This is a genomic window from Serratia sp. OS31, from assembly GCF_014164835.1.
Taxonomy (GTDB): domain Bacteria; phylum Pseudomonadota; class Gammaproteobacteria; order Enterobacterales; family Enterobacteriaceae; genus Serratia; species Serratia liquefaciens_A.
On the sequence record NZ_JACJFQ010000003.1, the window covers coordinates 38,267 to 51,922 of the forward strand.

General features: G+C 57.3%; 16 protein-coding genes and 1 tRNA gene. 13 read left to right on the forward strand and 4 right to left on the reverse strand.

Annotated features, from left to right (window positions below; genetic code table 11):
* Nucleotides 1–59: 59 nt before the first annotated feature.
* Complete coding sequence (locus H5P17_RS04060) at nt 60–431, forward strand: helix-turn-helix domain-containing protein (RefSeq protein ID WP_182821427.1); 372 nt, start codon at nt 60–62, stop codon at nt 429–431.
* 378 nt (nt 432–809) lie between these two features.
* Here H5P17_RS04060 and H5P17_RS04065 read toward each other — a convergent pair.
* Nucleotides 810–885: transfer RNA gene (locus tag H5P17_RS04065), tRNA-Lys, on the reverse strand.
* Nucleotides 886–1,234: 349 nt separating this feature from the next.
* Between H5P17_RS04065 and cycA the strand changes: the two genes are divergently transcribed.
* Nucleotides 1,235–2,635, forward strand: coding sequence for a D-serine/D-alanine/glycine transporter (cycA, locus tag H5P17_RS04070; protein WP_044549660.1), 1,401 nt, complete (start codon nt 1,235–1,237; stop codon nt 2,633–2,635).
* A 51-nt stretch (nt 2,636–2,686) separates the two neighbouring features.
* Here cycA and rutR read toward each other — a convergent pair whose 3' ends face one another.
* A complete protein-coding gene (gene rutR / locus H5P17_RS04075; protein WP_044549657.1) occupies nt 2,687–3,325 on the reverse strand; it encodes an HTH-type transcriptional regulator RutR in 639 nt (212 codons plus the stop codon).
* 295 nt (nt 3,326–3,620) lie between these two features.
* Here rutR and rutA point away from each other — a divergent pair, with 295 nt between their 5' ends.
* The 6 genes from rutA (at nt 3,621) to rutG (ending at nt 8,649) form a co-directional block, all read left to right on the forward strand.
* A complete protein-coding gene (gene rutA / locus H5P17_RS04080; protein ID WP_182821429.1) occupies nt 3,621–4,721 on the forward strand; it encodes a pyrimidine utilization protein A in 1,101 nt (366 codons plus the stop codon).
* Entirely contained in the window at nt 4,721–5,467 is a 747-nt protein-coding gene (rutB, locus tag H5P17_RS04085; RefSeq protein WP_182821628.1) for a pyrimidine utilization protein B, read from the forward strand. Before rutA ends, rutB begins: the two co-directional genes overlap by 1 nt.
* A gap of 46 nt (nt 5,468–5,513) precedes the next feature.
* A complete protein-coding gene (rutC, locus tag H5P17_RS04090; RefSeq protein ID WP_044549653.1) occupies nt 5,514–5,900 on the forward strand; it encodes a pyrimidine utilization protein C in 387 nt (128 codons plus the stop codon).
* 17 nt (nt 5,901–5,917) lie between these two features.
* Nucleotides 5,918–6,721, forward strand: a complete 804-nt coding sequence (gene rutD / locus H5P17_RS04095) for a pyrimidine utilization protein D (protein ID WP_182821431.1) — start codon at nt 5,918–5,920, stop codon at nt 6,719–6,721.
* 14 nt (nt 6,722–6,735) lie between these two features.
* Nucleotides 6,736–7,263, forward strand: a complete 528-nt coding sequence (gene rutF / locus H5P17_RS04100; RefSeq protein WP_182821432.1) for an NADH-dependent FMN reductase RutF — start codon at nt 6,736–6,738, stop codon at nt 7,261–7,263.
* A 66-nt stretch (nt 7,264–7,329) separates the two neighbouring features.
* On the forward strand, nt 7,330–8,649 hold the full coding sequence (rutG, locus tag H5P17_RS04105) for a pyrimidine utilization transport protein G (protein WP_182821435.1): 1,320 nt from the start codon (nt 7,330–7,332) through the stop codon (nt 8,647–8,649).
* Nucleotides 8,650–8,673: 24 nt separating this feature from the next.
* Here the strand turns inward: rutG and H5P17_RS04110 are convergent, their stop codons facing one another.
* Complete coding sequence (locus H5P17_RS04110; RefSeq protein ID WP_182821437.1) at nt 8,674–9,591, reverse strand: DMT family transporter; 918 nt, start codon at nt 9,589–9,591, stop codon at nt 8,674–8,676.
* 67 nt (nt 9,592–9,658) lie between these two features.
* On the opposite strand from H5P17_RS04110, the gene H5P17_RS04115 reads away from it, so the two are divergent.
* Together H5P17_RS04115 and H5P17_RS04120 are read left to right on the forward strand one after the other, a co-directional pair.
* Nucleotides 9,659–10,234 carry a helix-turn-helix domain-containing protein gene (locus H5P17_RS04115; protein WP_182821439.1) on the forward strand — a complete coding sequence of 192 codons (576 nt, stop codon included), beginning with the start codon at nt 9,659–9,661 and terminating at the stop codon, nt 10,232–10,234.
* 119 nt (nt 10,235–10,353) lie between these two features.
* The gene (locus tag H5P17_RS04120) at nt 10,354–10,824 is read left to right on the forward strand and encodes a helix-turn-helix domain-containing protein (RefSeq protein WP_182821441.1); all 471 of its coding nucleotides are present in this window, start codon (nt 10,354–10,356) and stop codon (nt 10,822–10,824) included.
* Here H5P17_RS04120 and H5P17_RS04125 read toward each other — a convergent pair.
* Nucleotides 10,808–11,731 carry a LysR family transcriptional regulator gene (locus H5P17_RS04125; protein WP_182821442.1) on the reverse strand — a complete coding sequence of 308 codons (924 nt, stop codon included), beginning with the start codon at nt 11,729–11,731 and terminating at the stop codon, nt 10,808–10,810. The two genes, H5P17_RS04120 and H5P17_RS04125, sit on opposite strands and share 17 nt — an antisense overlap.
* A 68-nt stretch (nt 11,732–11,799) precedes the next feature.
* Between H5P17_RS04125 and H5P17_RS04130 the strand changes: the two genes are divergently transcribed.
* The 3 genes from H5P17_RS04130 to H5P17_RS04140 all read left to right on the forward strand — a co-directional run bounded on the left by H5P17_RS04130 (nt 11,800) and on the right by H5P17_RS04140 (nt 13,635).
* Nucleotides 11,800–12,417, forward strand: a complete 618-nt coding sequence (locus H5P17_RS04130; RefSeq protein WP_044549636.1) for a LysE family transporter — start codon at nt 11,800–11,802, stop codon at nt 12,415–12,417.
* A 77-nt stretch (nt 12,418–12,494) separates the two neighbouring features.
* Nucleotides 12,495–13,094 carry an NAD(P)H:quinone oxidoreductase gene (gene wrbA, locus H5P17_RS04135; protein WP_044549635.1) on the forward strand — a complete coding sequence of 200 codons (600 nt, stop codon included), beginning with the start codon at nt 12,495–12,497 and terminating at the stop codon, nt 13,092–13,094.
* Nucleotides 13,095–13,323: 229 nt separating this feature from the next.
* Nucleotides 13,324–13,635 (forward strand): hypothetical protein, encoded by a 312-nt coding sequence (locus H5P17_RS04140; protein WP_020826192.1) that lies wholly within the window; start codon nt 13,324–13,326, stop codon nt 13,633–13,635.
* Nucleotides 13,636–13,656 lie beyond the last annotated feature (21 nt).

The following is a 13,656-nucleotide window of genomic DNA, read 5'->3' on the forward strand; positions in this document are numbered from 1 at the left end:
ACTGTCATCATGTTTTCTTTAAACTCAGGATTCAATTACGCACCTTCAGGTAACCACACATGGCATATCCAGGTAATGTTTACTCAGATAAGTGTTCTGCACGTGATGCGCTGGCGCTGATCTCCGGCAAATGGGTAATGCTTATTCTGCCTGCTTTGGCGGAGCACCCTATGCGAAACGGGGAATTGATGAGGAAAATTGAGGGCATTTCTCAAAAGGTTCTGACTCAGACCCTGCGCCAACTTGAGCGGCATGGTTTAGTGACCAGGATTGATCATGGTGAGAAACCTGCCTGCGTGGAATACAGCCTGACCGGGGTTGCTGGCTCACTGGTAAACACACTTGCTGCCCTTGACCGGTGGGCCGAAATTAACTTTCCCGAACTTGATGCTGCAAGAATCAGATACGATCGAGAAAGCGACAATGCTTAGCCACGCAGACGAGGTCAGAAGCAGAACTCATACCCGTCGGTGTCGACATTGCCAAAAGTGATGCAGGGAAATTGCGCAAACATAGGTTGCTGCCAATGGTGACTGGCGAAAAAACGCGTAATCATCGAAAGCTTCCGGCCTTATGCTTTAAGGCACACATGGGGGAGAGGGTTAATTCAAGCAAGAGTCCCATTATCAATTTTGCAGGAAATGGGCGGGATGAAGCCGAAAAAAATAGGCGGGGACGGACCCAGCTTGCGCCAGATCACTCAACTGAACATTCACGCTAAATTGATGCGGTTTTTGCGAAGCGCGTCTCAAATCTGTGCGTTTGAAAAAAACCGAAAAATAAAAATCACGGCTAACCGCATGATTTGTTGGTGGGTCGTACAGGGTTCGAACCTGTGACCAATTGATTAAGAGTCAACTGCTCTACCAACTGAGCTAACGACCCAACGGAGTAAATTATTCTCCTCTGCCCCCTCGATGTCAAACGTTTACACTCATTAGTTTTTCTCATGCGATATTTTCAAGCTCCTGTTATATCAACAAGATAAGTCAGATCAGGGCTGTTAATCTGCTACGGCGAGGAGTAATCTTCCGCCCCCAAGACGTCCGATTTGCCTCCTCGGTGTAAAGCACGATCGACTTTTATCCCTCGCATAAATGTTGTAAACATGTTGCACAAAGGTGGCGTTATTGCACTACCTTACTAAAGCCGGGCCAACCGGATAATCGTATAAAAAAGAGCCACTTCAGAGCTCGCTATTTCACTCATGACAGGTAAAACAGGACATCATCAGATGGTAGATCACTCTAAAATAGCCGCAGACGCTGCCCCCGCGTCAGAAGATCATCTACGGAGAAACCTAACCAACCGACATATTCAACTGATCGCCATCGGTGGCGCCATCGGTACGGGTCTGTTTATGGGCTCCGGCAAAACCATCAGCCTGGCCGGCCCCTCCATCATCTTCGTGTACATGATCATCGGCTTTATGCTGTTCTTCGTGATGCGCGCGATGGGCGAGCTGCTGCTCTCCAATCTGGAATACAAATCTTTCAGCGATTTCGCCGCCGATCTGCTCGGCCCCTGGGCCGGTTTCTTTACCGGCTGGACCTACTGGTTTTGTTGGGTGGTCACAGGCATTGCCGACGTGGTGGCGATCACCGCCTATGCCCAGTTCTGGTTCCCGGGATTGTCGCAATGGATCGCCTCGTTGCTGTGCGTCTTGCTGTTGCTGGGCCTTAACCTGGCGACGGTGAAGATGTTTGGCGAAATGGAGTTCTGGTTTGCGATGATCAAAATCGTTGCCATTGTCGGGCTGATCGTCGCCGGACTGGTCATGATCGCCATGCAGTTCCAGTCGCCTACCGGTACCGTCGCGTCGTTCTCGCATCTGTGGAATGACGGTGGCATGTTCCCGAAAGGCATCAGCGGTTTCTTCGCCGGTTTCCAGATTGCGGTGTTCGCTTTTGTCGGCATCGAACTGGTCGGTACCACCGCGGCTGAAACCAAAGATCCGGAAAAAGTGCTGCCGCGCGCCATCAACTCGATTCCGATCCGCATCATCATGTTCTACGTGTTTGCCCTGATCGTGATCATGTCGGTTACGCCATGGAGTTCAGTGGTCGCCGACAAGAGCCCGTTCGTGGAACTGTTCGTGCTGATTGGCCTGCCGGCGGCCGCCAGCGTGATTAACTTTGTGGTGCTGACCTCCGCCGCCTCTTCCGCCAACAGCGGGGTGTTTTCCACCAGCCGCATGCTGTTCGGTCTGGCGCAGGAGGGCGATGCGCCCAAGTCGTTCGCCAACCTGTCCAAGCGGGCAGTGCCGGCTAACGGGCTGACCTTCTCCTGTATCTGCCTGCTGGGCGGTGTGGTGCTGATTTACCTGATCCCGAACGTCATGACCGTGTTCACGCTGGTGACCACCGTCTCGGCGATCCTGTTCATGTTTGTCTGGACCATCATCCTGTGTTCGTACCTGGTTTATCGCAAGCAGCGTCCGGCGCTGCACCAGAAATCGATTTACAAGATGCCGGCCGGCAAGTTGATGTGCTGGGTCTGTATGGCGTTCTTCGTGTTTGTGTTGGTGCTGCTGACGCTGCGCGATGACACCCGCCAGGCGCTGATCGTCACGCCGTTGTGGTTTGTGATCCTGGGCCTGTCTTACGTATTCCTGCGTAAGAAGAAAGCCGCTTAACGCCGCAGGGGGATAGTTCGCTATCCCCCTGAATATCCCCTCTCCTGGCGCCTAGCGTGGGCGTATCCCGTCGATAATCACCCTCTGCACGTTCTCTACCGTCTGCTGAAAAAACGCCTCATCTTCTAACGTTTTTCCGGTTACCGCCTCTATCTGAACCCAAAAATCGGCGTAGTGCTGGGTGGTCGCCCACAGCATAAAAATCAGGTGATGTGGCTCTATCGGCGCGATATGGCCTTCGGCAATCCAACGCTCAATCATGGCGGACTTCTCGTCCACCAGCGTCTTCAACCCACCCTGCAATTCCTGTTTCAGCAACGGCGCACCCTGGATCATTTCCAGGCAAAACAGCCGTGAAGCCTGCGGATGATGGCGCGAGACCTCGAGCTTCAGCCGTATATATTCACGAATGGCCTGCAACGGCTCCTGATCGGCGCGCAGCGCTTTCAGCGGCGCCAGCCAGACATCGAGAATGCCTTTCAGCACCGCCACGTAAAGCTCTTCTTTGGAAGGGAAGTAATACAACAGGTTGGTTTTGGAAACGTCGGCGCGTTCCGCCACCTGATCCAGACTGGTGCCGTGAATACCGTACAGCGAGAAGAACTCCAGCGCCGCATCCATGATGGTACTGCGTTTTGCAGCTACCGCACGCGAGCGGCGCGTGGGCGGTTTAACGGCTTGTGGCTTCACTGCGGCTCCTTGGCACTATCTGATTCTGGCCAGCATAGCAAAGCCATTCGATGAAACCCACGCTTTTACCTACCCCTTCCGGGGGATCTTTTGCACCTTTAATGAGCAGGCGCGCCTGTTTTTTGTGCAGCTAATTTTGACCAAATGGTCTGTTTTGGACCATCCACTCAATAACCGGGCGCCAAAAAAATCATAAAAAATTGATAAATAACCCATTTTAAAACATGGCATCGGGTTTGCTTTGGTTCAGGCAAGCAGCCTGTGATTGTCCCCTTCACTGACCCGAGGTATTCAAATGAAAATTGGCGTATTTATTCCGATCGGCAACAACGGCTGGCTGATTTCCAGCAATGCCCCACAGTACAAACCCACGTTTGAACTCAATAAAACCATCGTGCAGAAGGCCGAGCACTACAACTTTGATTTCGCCCTGTCGATGATCAAACTGCGTGGCTTCGGCGGGAAAACCGAATTCTGGGACCACAACCTGGAGTCTTTCACCCTGATGGCCGGGCTGGCTGCCGTGACCTCACGCATCAAGATCTACGCCACCGCCGCCACCCTGACCATGCCGCCGGCCATCGTAGCGCGTATGGCTTCCACCATTGATTCTATTTCCGGCGGGCGCTTTGGCCTGAACGTGGTGACCGGTTGGCAGAAACCGGAATACGAGCAGATGGGCATGTGGCCGGGCGACGATTACTTTGGCCGTCGCTACGACTATCTGGCGGAATACGTCAGAGTGCTGCGCGATCTGTGGGGCACCGGAAAATCCGATTTCAAGGGCGAGTTTTTCCAGATGGATGACTGTCGCGTCAGCCCGCAACCCCAAGCGGACATCAAGGTGATTTGCGCCGGCCAAAGCGATGCGGGCATGGCTTTCTCGGCCAAATACGCCGACTACAACTTCTGCTTCGGCAAAGGCGTCAACACCCCCACCGCTTTCGCGCCGACGGCTGCCCGGTTGAAAACTGCCGCCGACGCCGAAGGCCGCAGCGTGGCCTGCTATGTGCTGTTTATGATCATTGCGGATGAAACCGACGAGGCTGCCCGCGCCAAATGGGAAAGCTATAAAGCCGGGGCCGATACCGAAGCCCTGGCCTGGCTCACCGAGCAGAGCGGCAAAGACACTAAGTCCGGCGCCGACACCAATGTGCGCCAAATGGCCGACCCCACTTCCGCCGTCAACATCAACATGGGCACGCTGGTCGGCTCCTACGCCCAGGTGGCGCGCATGATGGATGAAATCGCCACCGTGCCCGGCACCGAAGGCGTGCTGCTGACCTTCGATGACTTCGTGCAAGGCGTAGAAGACTTCGGCGAACGCATTCAACCCCTGATGAAAAGCCGGGCTGACGTTTGCCCGCAAACCGCAGCAAGCCGTGAGGTGGCATGATGAAAATTGTTGAAACACAAGCTGTGGTACGCCGCCAGTCACCGCAAGGCGCAACGACGGTCACCCTGCCCGCCCGGCCGGAGGCCATCGCCTTTGCTCCGCAGGAAACCGCGTTAATCGTGGTCGATATGCAAAATGCCTACGCCTCGCAGGGAGGATATTTGGATCTGGCCGGGTTCGACGTTTCGACCACCGCGCCGGTGATAGCCAACATCAAGCGCGCCATCACTGCCGCGCGCGCCGCGGGCATTAAGGTGATCTTTTTCCAGAACGGCTGGGACAACCAGTACGTCGAAGCCGGCGGTGAAGGTTCACCTAACTGGCACAAGTCCAACGCGCTGAAAACCATGCGCCAGCGCCCGGAACTGATGGGCAAGCTGCTGGCCAAAGGCGATTGGGACTACGACCTGGTGGATGAACTGCAACCACAACCGGGCGATATCCTGCTGCCGAAACCGCGCTACAGCGGCTTTTTCAACACCCAGCTCGACAGCCTGCTGCGCTCTTACGGCATTCACCATTTGGTGTTTACCGGCATCGCCACCAACGTCTGCGTCGAGTCCACGCTGCGCGACGGCTTTTTCCTCGAGTATTTCGGCGTTGTGCTGGCCGACGCCACCCACCAGGCCGGCCCGGCGTTCGCCCAGCAGGCGGCGCTGTATAACATCGAAACCTTTTTCGGCTGGGTGTCGGACGTCGACAGTTTCTGTGACGTTCTCGCTGCCCCGCTTAGCCAGACGGCATGAATTTTGCCTGTTTAAACCCAAAAGAACCTTCACCAGGAGCGCGACAATGCCAAAAACAGTGATCACTCCGCCGGGCACCGGTAAACCGCTGGCTCCCTTTGTTCCGGGCACCCTGGCCGACGGCGTGGTGTACGTCTCGGGTACGCTGGCCTTCGATAAAGACAATAACGTCGTTCACGTGGGTGATGCCGCGGCACAAACACGCCACGTGCTGGAGACCATCAAAAGCGTGATCGAAACCGCCGGTGGCAGCATGGACGACGTGACCTTTAACTCGATCTTCCTTACCGACTGGCAAAACTATGCCGCTATCAATCAGGTGTATGCCGAGTATTTCCCCGGCGATAAACCGGCCCGCTACTGCATTCAGTGCGGGTTGGTGAAGCCGGACGCCTTGATTGAAATCGCCTCCGTGGCCCATATCGGCCGCTAAGCCATTGAGGATCGAGCATGTATTTTGAGATTTTAGGAAAAGATACGCCACTGGCGCCGACGCTGGTGCTGTCCGCAGGCCTCGGCGGCTCGGGTAGCTTCTGGCAACCGCAGATTGACGCGCTAACCCGGCATTTCCGGGTAGTAATTTACGATCACTATGGCACCGGCCGCAGCAAAGGCGTGGTACCGGACGGCTATAGCATGGCCGATATGGCGGATGAGGTAGCGCGGCTACTGCACTCGCTCAGCATTGAACGCTGTTGTTTCGTCGGTCACGCACTTGGCGGCATGATTGGCCTGCAGTTGGCACTCACCCAGCCGCAGCTGGTTGAAAAACTGGTGGTGGTCAACGGCTGGCCGGCGCTGGACAGCCAGACCCGACGCTGCTTCCATGTCCGACAGGACCTGCTGCTCAACAGCGGCGTCGAAGCCTATGTGCGCGCTCAACCTTTATTTCTGTTCCCCGCTGATTGGCTGTCGCAGCACGAAGCCTTGCTAGGTGAAGAGTTGCAGCACCAAACCGCGCATTTTCAGGGCACAGAAAACCTGCTGCGCCGCCTGAATGCGTTGATCAACACCGATTTTCGCCCTCACCTGGCGGACATCACCACGCCGACCCTGGTGCTGTGCTCTCGTGACGATCTGCTGGTGCCCTATCACTGCTCGCATCAGCTGGCGGAAAGCCTGCCCAATGGCGAGCTGGCGCAGATGACCTATGGCGGCCACGCCATGAGCGTGACCGACAGCGAGAATTTTAACCGCATTCTGCTGAGCTGGCTGCTGCAAGCGCCGAACGCCAACAGCCACATAGCCCCCTGACCCGGAGAGACCTTATGCAAAGCCAAACAGGGTTTGCCGATGCACCGCTGCAAACGCCATCCGTAACAAAACAGGACTTCCGCGATGCCATGGCACGCCTGGGATCGGCGGTGAATATCATTACCACCGACGGCCCCGCAGGCCGCGCAGGTTTTACCGCCTCGGCGGTATGCAGCGTCACCGACACGCCCCCCACGTTGCTGGTGTGCCTGAACCGCTCAGCGTCGGTGCATTCGGTGTTCAAGCAAAACCAAACGCTGTGCGTCAATACGCTGGCGGCAGAGCACGAATCGTTGTCGAATCTGTTCGGCGGCAAAACGCCGATGGACATGCGATTCTCCGCCGCTCGCTGGTCTACGCTGGTGACCGGCGCCCCGATTTTGCACGGCGCGCTGGCTTCTTTCGATTGCCAAATCAGCCAGATTGTCAGCGTCGGCACCCACGACATTCTGTTCTGTCAGGCGGTGGCATTGGCGCGTAATGACCACAGCCACGGCCTGGCCTATTTCGACCGGCGTTATCACTCGCTGTTGAAACAATGATCGGCGCGCAGCCGCAACGCTCGCATCTGTACCCCTAACCTGCACCTCAATATTTTGGAGATGACGATGGCGAATACCTGGTTTCCCCAATGGCGCATCAAGCAAGGCAATCTGGACGGTGCGGTTGTTGCGCCCGATGAACGGCTGCCGGTGAGCCAAACGCTGGTGATGGGGTTGCAACATGCGGTGGCGATGTTTGGCGCTACGGTGTTGATGCCATTGCTGATGGGCTTTGACGCCAATCTGGCCATTCTGATGTCCGGCATCGGCACGCTACTGTTCTTTCTGGTGGTCGGCGGCCGGGTGCCGAGCTATCTCGGCTCGAGCGCGGCATTTGTCGGGCTGGTCATCACCCTGACCGGTTACAGCGGCCAGGGCGCCAATCCCAATATTGCCCTGGCGCTCGGTGGCATCATCGCCTGCGGGCTGGTGTATGTGCTGATCGGTTTCGTGGTGATGAGCGTTGGCACCCGTTGGATAGAGCGGCTGATGCCGCCGGTAGTGACGGGGGCGGTGGTCATGGCTATCGGCCTCAACCTGGCGCCCATTGCGGTGCGCAGCGTTTCAGCCTCCCATTTTGACAGTTGGATGGCGGTGGTCACTATCTTGTGTATCGGTTCAGTGGCGGTTTTTACCCGCGGGCTGATACAGCGGTTGCTGATCCTGGTTGGCCTGATCGCCGCCTATTTGATTTACGTCGTGGCGACCAACGGTTTCGGCCTCGGCAAACCGGTAGATTACAGCGCACTGAGCCTGGCCCCTTGGTTCGGTCTGCCGCAATTCACCGCACCGGTATTTAACCTGCATGCCATGCTGTTGATTGCCCCGGTGGCGATCATTTTGGTGGCGGAAAACCTCGGGCATGTGAAAGCGGTAGCGGGCATGACCGGCCGGGATCTTGACCCTTATATCGGTCGCGCCTTCGTCGGCGACGGATTGGCGACAATGCTTTCCGGCTCTGTCGGGGGCACCGGAGTGACGACCTATGCCGAAAATATCGGGGTGATGGCGGTCACCAAAATCTACTCCACGCTGGTGTTTGTCGCCGCCGCAGCGGTGGCGATTGTGCTGGGGTTTTCACCCAAGTTCGGTGCGTTGATCCACACTATTCCCGGTCCGGTACTGGGCGGTGCTTCGATCGTGGTGTTCGGTTTGATTGCCGTAGCCGGGGCACGCATCTGGGTGCAGAACAAGGTGGATCTGGGGGACAACGGCAATCTGATTATGGTGGCGGTAACCCTGGTGCTGGGCGCGGGGGATTTTGCGCTGACCCTCGGCAACTTCACTATGGGCGGGATTGGCACCGCCACTTTCGGTGCCATTATCCTCAATGCGCTATTGCGCAACCGTAAAATCTTGCCGCTGGCAGACAGCGCTACCCGTTAGCACCGCGGCCCGGCTTGCCGGGCCTTATTCAGCCAACGCCGCCGCTTTTTCTTTACGTCGAATACGCATTTCGCTGACCAGCACGCCCAATACGATCAACGCGCACCCCAGTAGCGCTACGCCCGGCAAACGCTCGCCTGCAATGCGCCCCACCAGCCCGGCCCACACCGGCTCGCCGGCATAAATAACCGTGGCACGCGTCGGCGAAACGCTTCGTTGCGCCCAGTTCATCGTCACCTGAATGATGGCGCTGGCCAGCCCCAATCCCACCGCGCTGTAGAGCAGGTAATTGCTGTAAGGCGGCACCGATTCGCCGGTCGGTACCATCATCAGGAACGCCGCCAGCGAGGCGGTCGCCAATTGCACCACCGTCACCCGCTTAACGTTGACCTTGCCCGCATAGGCGCCAATCAAAATGATCTCGGCAGCCATCCCCAGCGTGCCAACCAACGTCAGGATCTCGCCGATGCTAAGTGCCATATCGGCACTGCTTGGCGCGGCCAATAGCATCAGGCCGCTGAAGGCCAACAAGACGCCGACCCAGGCCATCACGCCGGGGAAACGCCCGAGCACCAGCCACTGCAATAACGGCACCATCGGCACATACATGGCGGTGATGAACGCCGATTGACTGCTGCTGATGGTTTGCAGGCCCACGGTTTGCAGGCCGTAACCGAACATGATGGCGATACCGATAAACACGCCCGCTTTCAGCTCATACCAGGTCAATCCGCGTAAGCTGCGCAGGGAGAACAACATCAGCACCAGCGTAGCCGCAGCGAAGCGCAAACCCACAAAGAAAAACGGCCCGCTGACCTGCATGGCAAGATGCACCGCCAGAAAGGTTCCGCCCCAGATCATGGTGATGAAAATCAACACCGCTTCCTGGCGCTTTATGCTGGGAATGAAGGTGGAAATAAAGGATTTTTTTACTGCAGACACCGGCTTGCCCTTCCTGCTGGGTGCAATATAATGCACAGATCCTGCCAGTATGAGGTAAAGCCCTGGGATGAGCAATACAGTGAACAGCGGTAAACTTGAAGCCCCCAAGGTGCTGCAATACCTGAGCAGCAACCTGCGCGGCTTTCGCCAGCAGGCGGGGCTAAGCCAGGTCATGCTGGCGGAAAAATCCGGCGTCAGCCGCCGCATGCTGGCCGGCATTGAGGCCGGCGATCGCAACGTCAGCCTGGCGGTGTTGGACAAATTGGCCGAGGCATTGAATATCGCCTTCACCGATCTGATCCAGGCCCCCGAAGCGCGCGGCAGCCATTTGGTCGGCGAACTGGCCTGGCAAGGCGTTCAACCGGCAAGTCAGGCGCTGTTCGCCGCCAGCGTACCGGCTAGTCAGCGGGTTGAGCTTTGGGAATGGACGCTGATGCCTGGCGAACACTACGACTCGGTGCCGGACGCCGAAGGCTGGAGTGAAATAATCTATGTGATCACCGGCAGCCTGACGTTGGTGCTGGAGCAACACACCCTGACGCTGGACGCCGGCCAAACCCAGGTGTTCAACAGCGATCAGCGCTATGCGTACGCCAACCGCACCGATAGCCCTCTGCGCTTTATCCGTAACGTCACCTTCTAGCCCGCGTATTCAGCGGGTTGTCGCCTGCCTGTCGTACAGATGTCATACGCCTGTCGTGGCGGTCCGCGGCCTCAACTCCTACACTTGGCCTCAATGAAGGTTCATTTTTGGAGCGTGCAATGCAAACTTACCGCATCCGGCAATTACGGCTGGAAAAAGGCTGGTCTCAGGAACAATTGGCCAGCATTGCCGGGCTCAGCACCCGTACCGTTCAGCGCCTTGAAAATGGCGAGCAGGCCAGTCTGGAAACCCTGTCTGCGATAGCCGCGGCGCTGGAATTGCGGATCGGCGATCTTAACCAGCCGCCGCCACAGGAAAACAGCGACAGCAGCCAAGCCGAGCAGGCGATTCGCCGACAGGTGGAAGAAGAAGGCAGGCTACTGCGCATGATGGTGAGGTTCGCATTCATCGCGGTGCTGTTGTTCGCCATTAACTGGTTTACTCATCCGCAATATCTCTGGTCGCTGTGGGCCATGGCCGGTATGAGTATCGCAGTGATTATGCGCGCAACGCGCACCCTGCTGTTACGCGACTTCTTCAGCCGTTGGCAACGCCAGCGCCTGGAACAAAAGCTCAAGCGTCTGAACTGAGTTTCAGCCAGTCCGCCAGCCGGGCCAGCGCGCTGCCCGGCCTGATTTCTTGCGGTGTCAGCAGACAATAACCGCTGCCGTCCGACGTAAAACCAAAAGGGGCGCTCAGTAGCCCGCCGTCCACGTCATCCCGCACCTGCTGCCAGGGGCCGATAGCGACGCCTATCCCCGCCACCGCCGCCTGCAAACTGAAGTAAAAGTGATCGAAACGCTGCTCTGGCCGCCCTTCCAGCGACACATTCTGATCCTGAGCCCAATGTCGCCAGGCATCAGGCCGGGTGGCGGAGTGCAGCAGCACCGCATCGCGGCTCAGCTGCGGCTGACCGGCGTGCAGGGCGATAAAACGCGGCAGCATTTCAGGCTTGCATACCGGCCCGACTTGCTCGTTGAACAGCCACTGTCTGTGCAGTTTATCGCCCCAGTCAAAATCGTTGCGTCGTAGGGCGGCGCTGATGCCGTCGTGGAACGAAAATGGCCCACCGCCAGCGACCAACTGCAGATGGATGTCCGGGTGCGCCAACTGAAACGCAGGCAGGCGAGGTATCAGCCAACGCATCAATAGCGTCGGCTCACAGGACAATACCAGCGGTGCATCCTGCGCCTGTTGCCGCAGCTTTTGCGCAGTCTGCTCCAGGATGCCGAATGCCTGCTGCGACGCCTGAAACAAAGTCCGCCCGGCGGGCGTCAGATATACCCGCCGATGACGGCGTTCAAACAACGCAATACCCAGCTCATCCTCCAGCGCCCTGACCGCACGGCTAACCGCCCCGTGCGTCAGGTTTAAACTGTTCGCCGCCTGGGTGAAACTTTCCAGCCTGGCCGCCGCTTCAAAACATCGCAATCCGCCCAATGACAGTGGGCGGTTTATTTTGCGTGAGTTTTTCTCACCGAAATCGTCAGTTTTCATCGTTTGTCACCGTCGGCCATTCCCTTTATAAATCAGCCACTCTCTTCTGATTCATTTACAGGATTACTATGACCGAACTCATCGCTGTCGTCACCATCACTTTACTTGCCGTCATTAGCCCAGGGCCTGATTTCGCCATGGTGTCGCGCAACAGCCTGTTGCTTTCCCGTCGTGCCGGTGTGGTGACCGCCTGCGGTATCGGCGCCGGAGTGCTGATCCACGTGAGCTACACCCTGATCGGCGTCGGCGTGCTGATCCAGCAATCGCTGTGGCTATTCACCCTGTTGAAGATGATTGGCGCTGCCTACCTGATTTACCTGGGTGTCAGCATGCTGCGTAATGCCGGTGCTCCCACGGTGTCTGCCGGCGCAGCCCCTACCGCCGCCAGCGATTTCGCCGCGCTGAAAACCGGCTTTTTAACCAATGCGCTGAACCCGAAAACCACCATTTTTGTCGTCAGCCTGTTTATGCAGGTGGTGAATCCGCAAACGTCGCTGGCGGTGCAAATCGGCTACGGCTTGTTTATCGCCCTGGCCCATATCCTGTGGTTCAGCGCCGTTGCGCTGCTGTTTTCCGCGCCGGGCATCAATGCGCGACTGCTGCGCCTGCGCAAAGGTATAGACAGGGTATTCGGTGGCCTGCTGATTACCTTCGGCGCACTGCTGGCGATAGCCGGGATGAGATAAGGCCACAAGGCTAAGTTCCGCATTCACTCCTATGCTTAGGAGGCATCTCTTTCATCCACCACAGCGGAGAACGGAACATGGCGAAAATTCTGGTCCTGTATTACTCAATGTACGGACATATTGAAACCCTGGCGAACGCGGTAGCGGAAGGCGCACGCAAGGTCAGTGGCGTCGAAGTCACCCTGAAACGGGTACCGGAAACCATCCCGGCTGAGGCCTTTGCCAAAGCCGGCGGCAAGCAAAATCAACAGGCTCCTGTCGCCAGCCCGCAGGAGCTGGCCGACTACGACGGCATCATCTTCGGTACCCCAACCCGCTTTGGCAACATGGCCGGCCAAATGCGGACCTTCCTCGATCAAACCGGCGGGCTCTGGGCTTCCGGCGCGCTGTACGGCAAAGTGGGCAGCGTCTTTTCCTCTACCGGCACCGGCGGTGGCCAGGAGCACACCATCAGCTCCACCTGGACCACGCTGGCGCACCATGGTTTCATTATTGTGCCTATCGGTTACGGAGCACCCGAGCTGTTTGACGTTTCACAAACCCGCGGCGGCACGCCTTACGGAGCAACCACCATTGCCGGTGGCGACGGTTCGCGCCAGCCCAGTGCGGAAGAGCTGGCCATTGCCCGCTTCCAGGGCGAACACGTGGCGAAAATCACCGCCAAGCTGAAAAGTTAAGCTATCACCTGCCCGATGGGGCCGCGGATTCCTGCGGCCCCATCTTGTTGCCAACCCCCGGCAAGGTTAAAATGCCGCTCAGCCTGCCATTCACTACCTGAACGTCACGGTCGAAATTCGTTCTGCCCGCCAATCACCGGCCTTGGCCCTGATGACGGGCGTTCTGTTTTTGCGCATAGCGAAGGGAAATAAGTCAGTGTCTAAAGATTTTGATGAACTAATAAGAGACATGGATCTTATTATTGAAAATGTAGACAGTTTCAAGGCTATGGCCCCGCGCGCACCCGAGCCCCCCGCAGCACCGCCTGCGGTTCATCACTACGATTCGTTCTGCGAGAATGTGGCGCTGAAAGTGGTGTTGAAGGTGCTGCTCTCGTCGGTGGATAAGATCGTCAAGGTACAGATTGCCAATAAGGTCGAGCAGGAAATTGCTCAAATAGAACAGCAGGTGGTACGTGCCGGCGGTGGGCCGGTGTCCCCCGAGGATCTGGCGCAAATGACGCAATACGTGCGTCGCACCGTGAATACCCTGTTGGAATAATCGCCATTGCGATTAAAAAAC

Bases quoted from the DNA above. Each gene is read 5' to 3' on its own strand.
- H5P17_RS04060 (WP_182821427.1), top strand. From the start codon at position 60: ATGGCATATCCAGGTAATGTTTACTCAGATAAGTGTTCTGCACGTGAT.
- cycA (WP_044549660.1), top strand. From the start codon at position 1,235: ATGGTAGATCACTCTAAAATAGCCGCAGACGCTGCCCCCGCGTCAGAA.
- rutA (WP_182821429.1), top strand. From the start codon at position 3,621: ATGAAAATTGGCGTATTTATTCCGATCGGCAACAACGGCTGGCTGATT.
- rutB (WP_182821628.1), top strand. From the start codon at position 4,721: ATGAAAATTGTTGAAACACAAGCTGTGGTACGCCGCCAGTCACCGCAA.
- rutC (WP_044549653.1), top strand. From the start codon at position 5,514: ATGCCAAAAACAGTGATCACTCCGCCGGGCACCGGTAAACCGCTGGCT.
- rutD (WP_182821431.1), top strand. From the start codon at position 5,918: ATGTATTTTGAGATTTTAGGAAAAGATACGCCACTGGCGCCGACGCTG.
- rutF (WP_182821432.1), top strand. From the start codon at position 6,736: ATGCAAAGCCAAACAGGGTTTGCCGATGCACCGCTGCAAACGCCATCC.
- rutG (WP_182821435.1), top strand. From the start codon at position 7,330: ATGGCGAATACCTGGTTTCCCCAATGGCGCATCAAGCAAGGCAATCTG.
- H5P17_RS04115 (WP_182821439.1), top strand. From the start codon at position 9,659: ATGAGCAATACAGTGAACAGCGGTAAACTTGAAGCCCCCAAGGTGCTG.
- H5P17_RS04120 (WP_182821441.1), top strand. From the start codon at position 10,354: ATGCAAACTTACCGCATCCGGCAATTACGGCTGGAAAAAGGCTGGTCT.
- H5P17_RS04125 (WP_182821442.1), bottom strand. From the start codon at position 11,731: ATGAAAACTGACGATTTCGGTGAGAAAAACTCACGCAAAATAAACCGC.
- H5P17_RS04130 (WP_044549636.1), top strand. From the start codon at position 11,800: ATGACCGAACTCATCGCTGTCGTCACCATCACTTTACTTGCCGTCATT.
- wrbA (WP_044549635.1), top strand. From the start codon at position 12,495: ATGGCGAAAATTCTGGTCCTGTATTACTCAATGTACGGACATATTGAA.
- H5P17_RS04140 (WP_020826192.1), top strand. From the start codon at position 13,324: ATGGATCTTATTATTGAAAATGTAGACAGTTTCAAGGCTATGGCCCCG.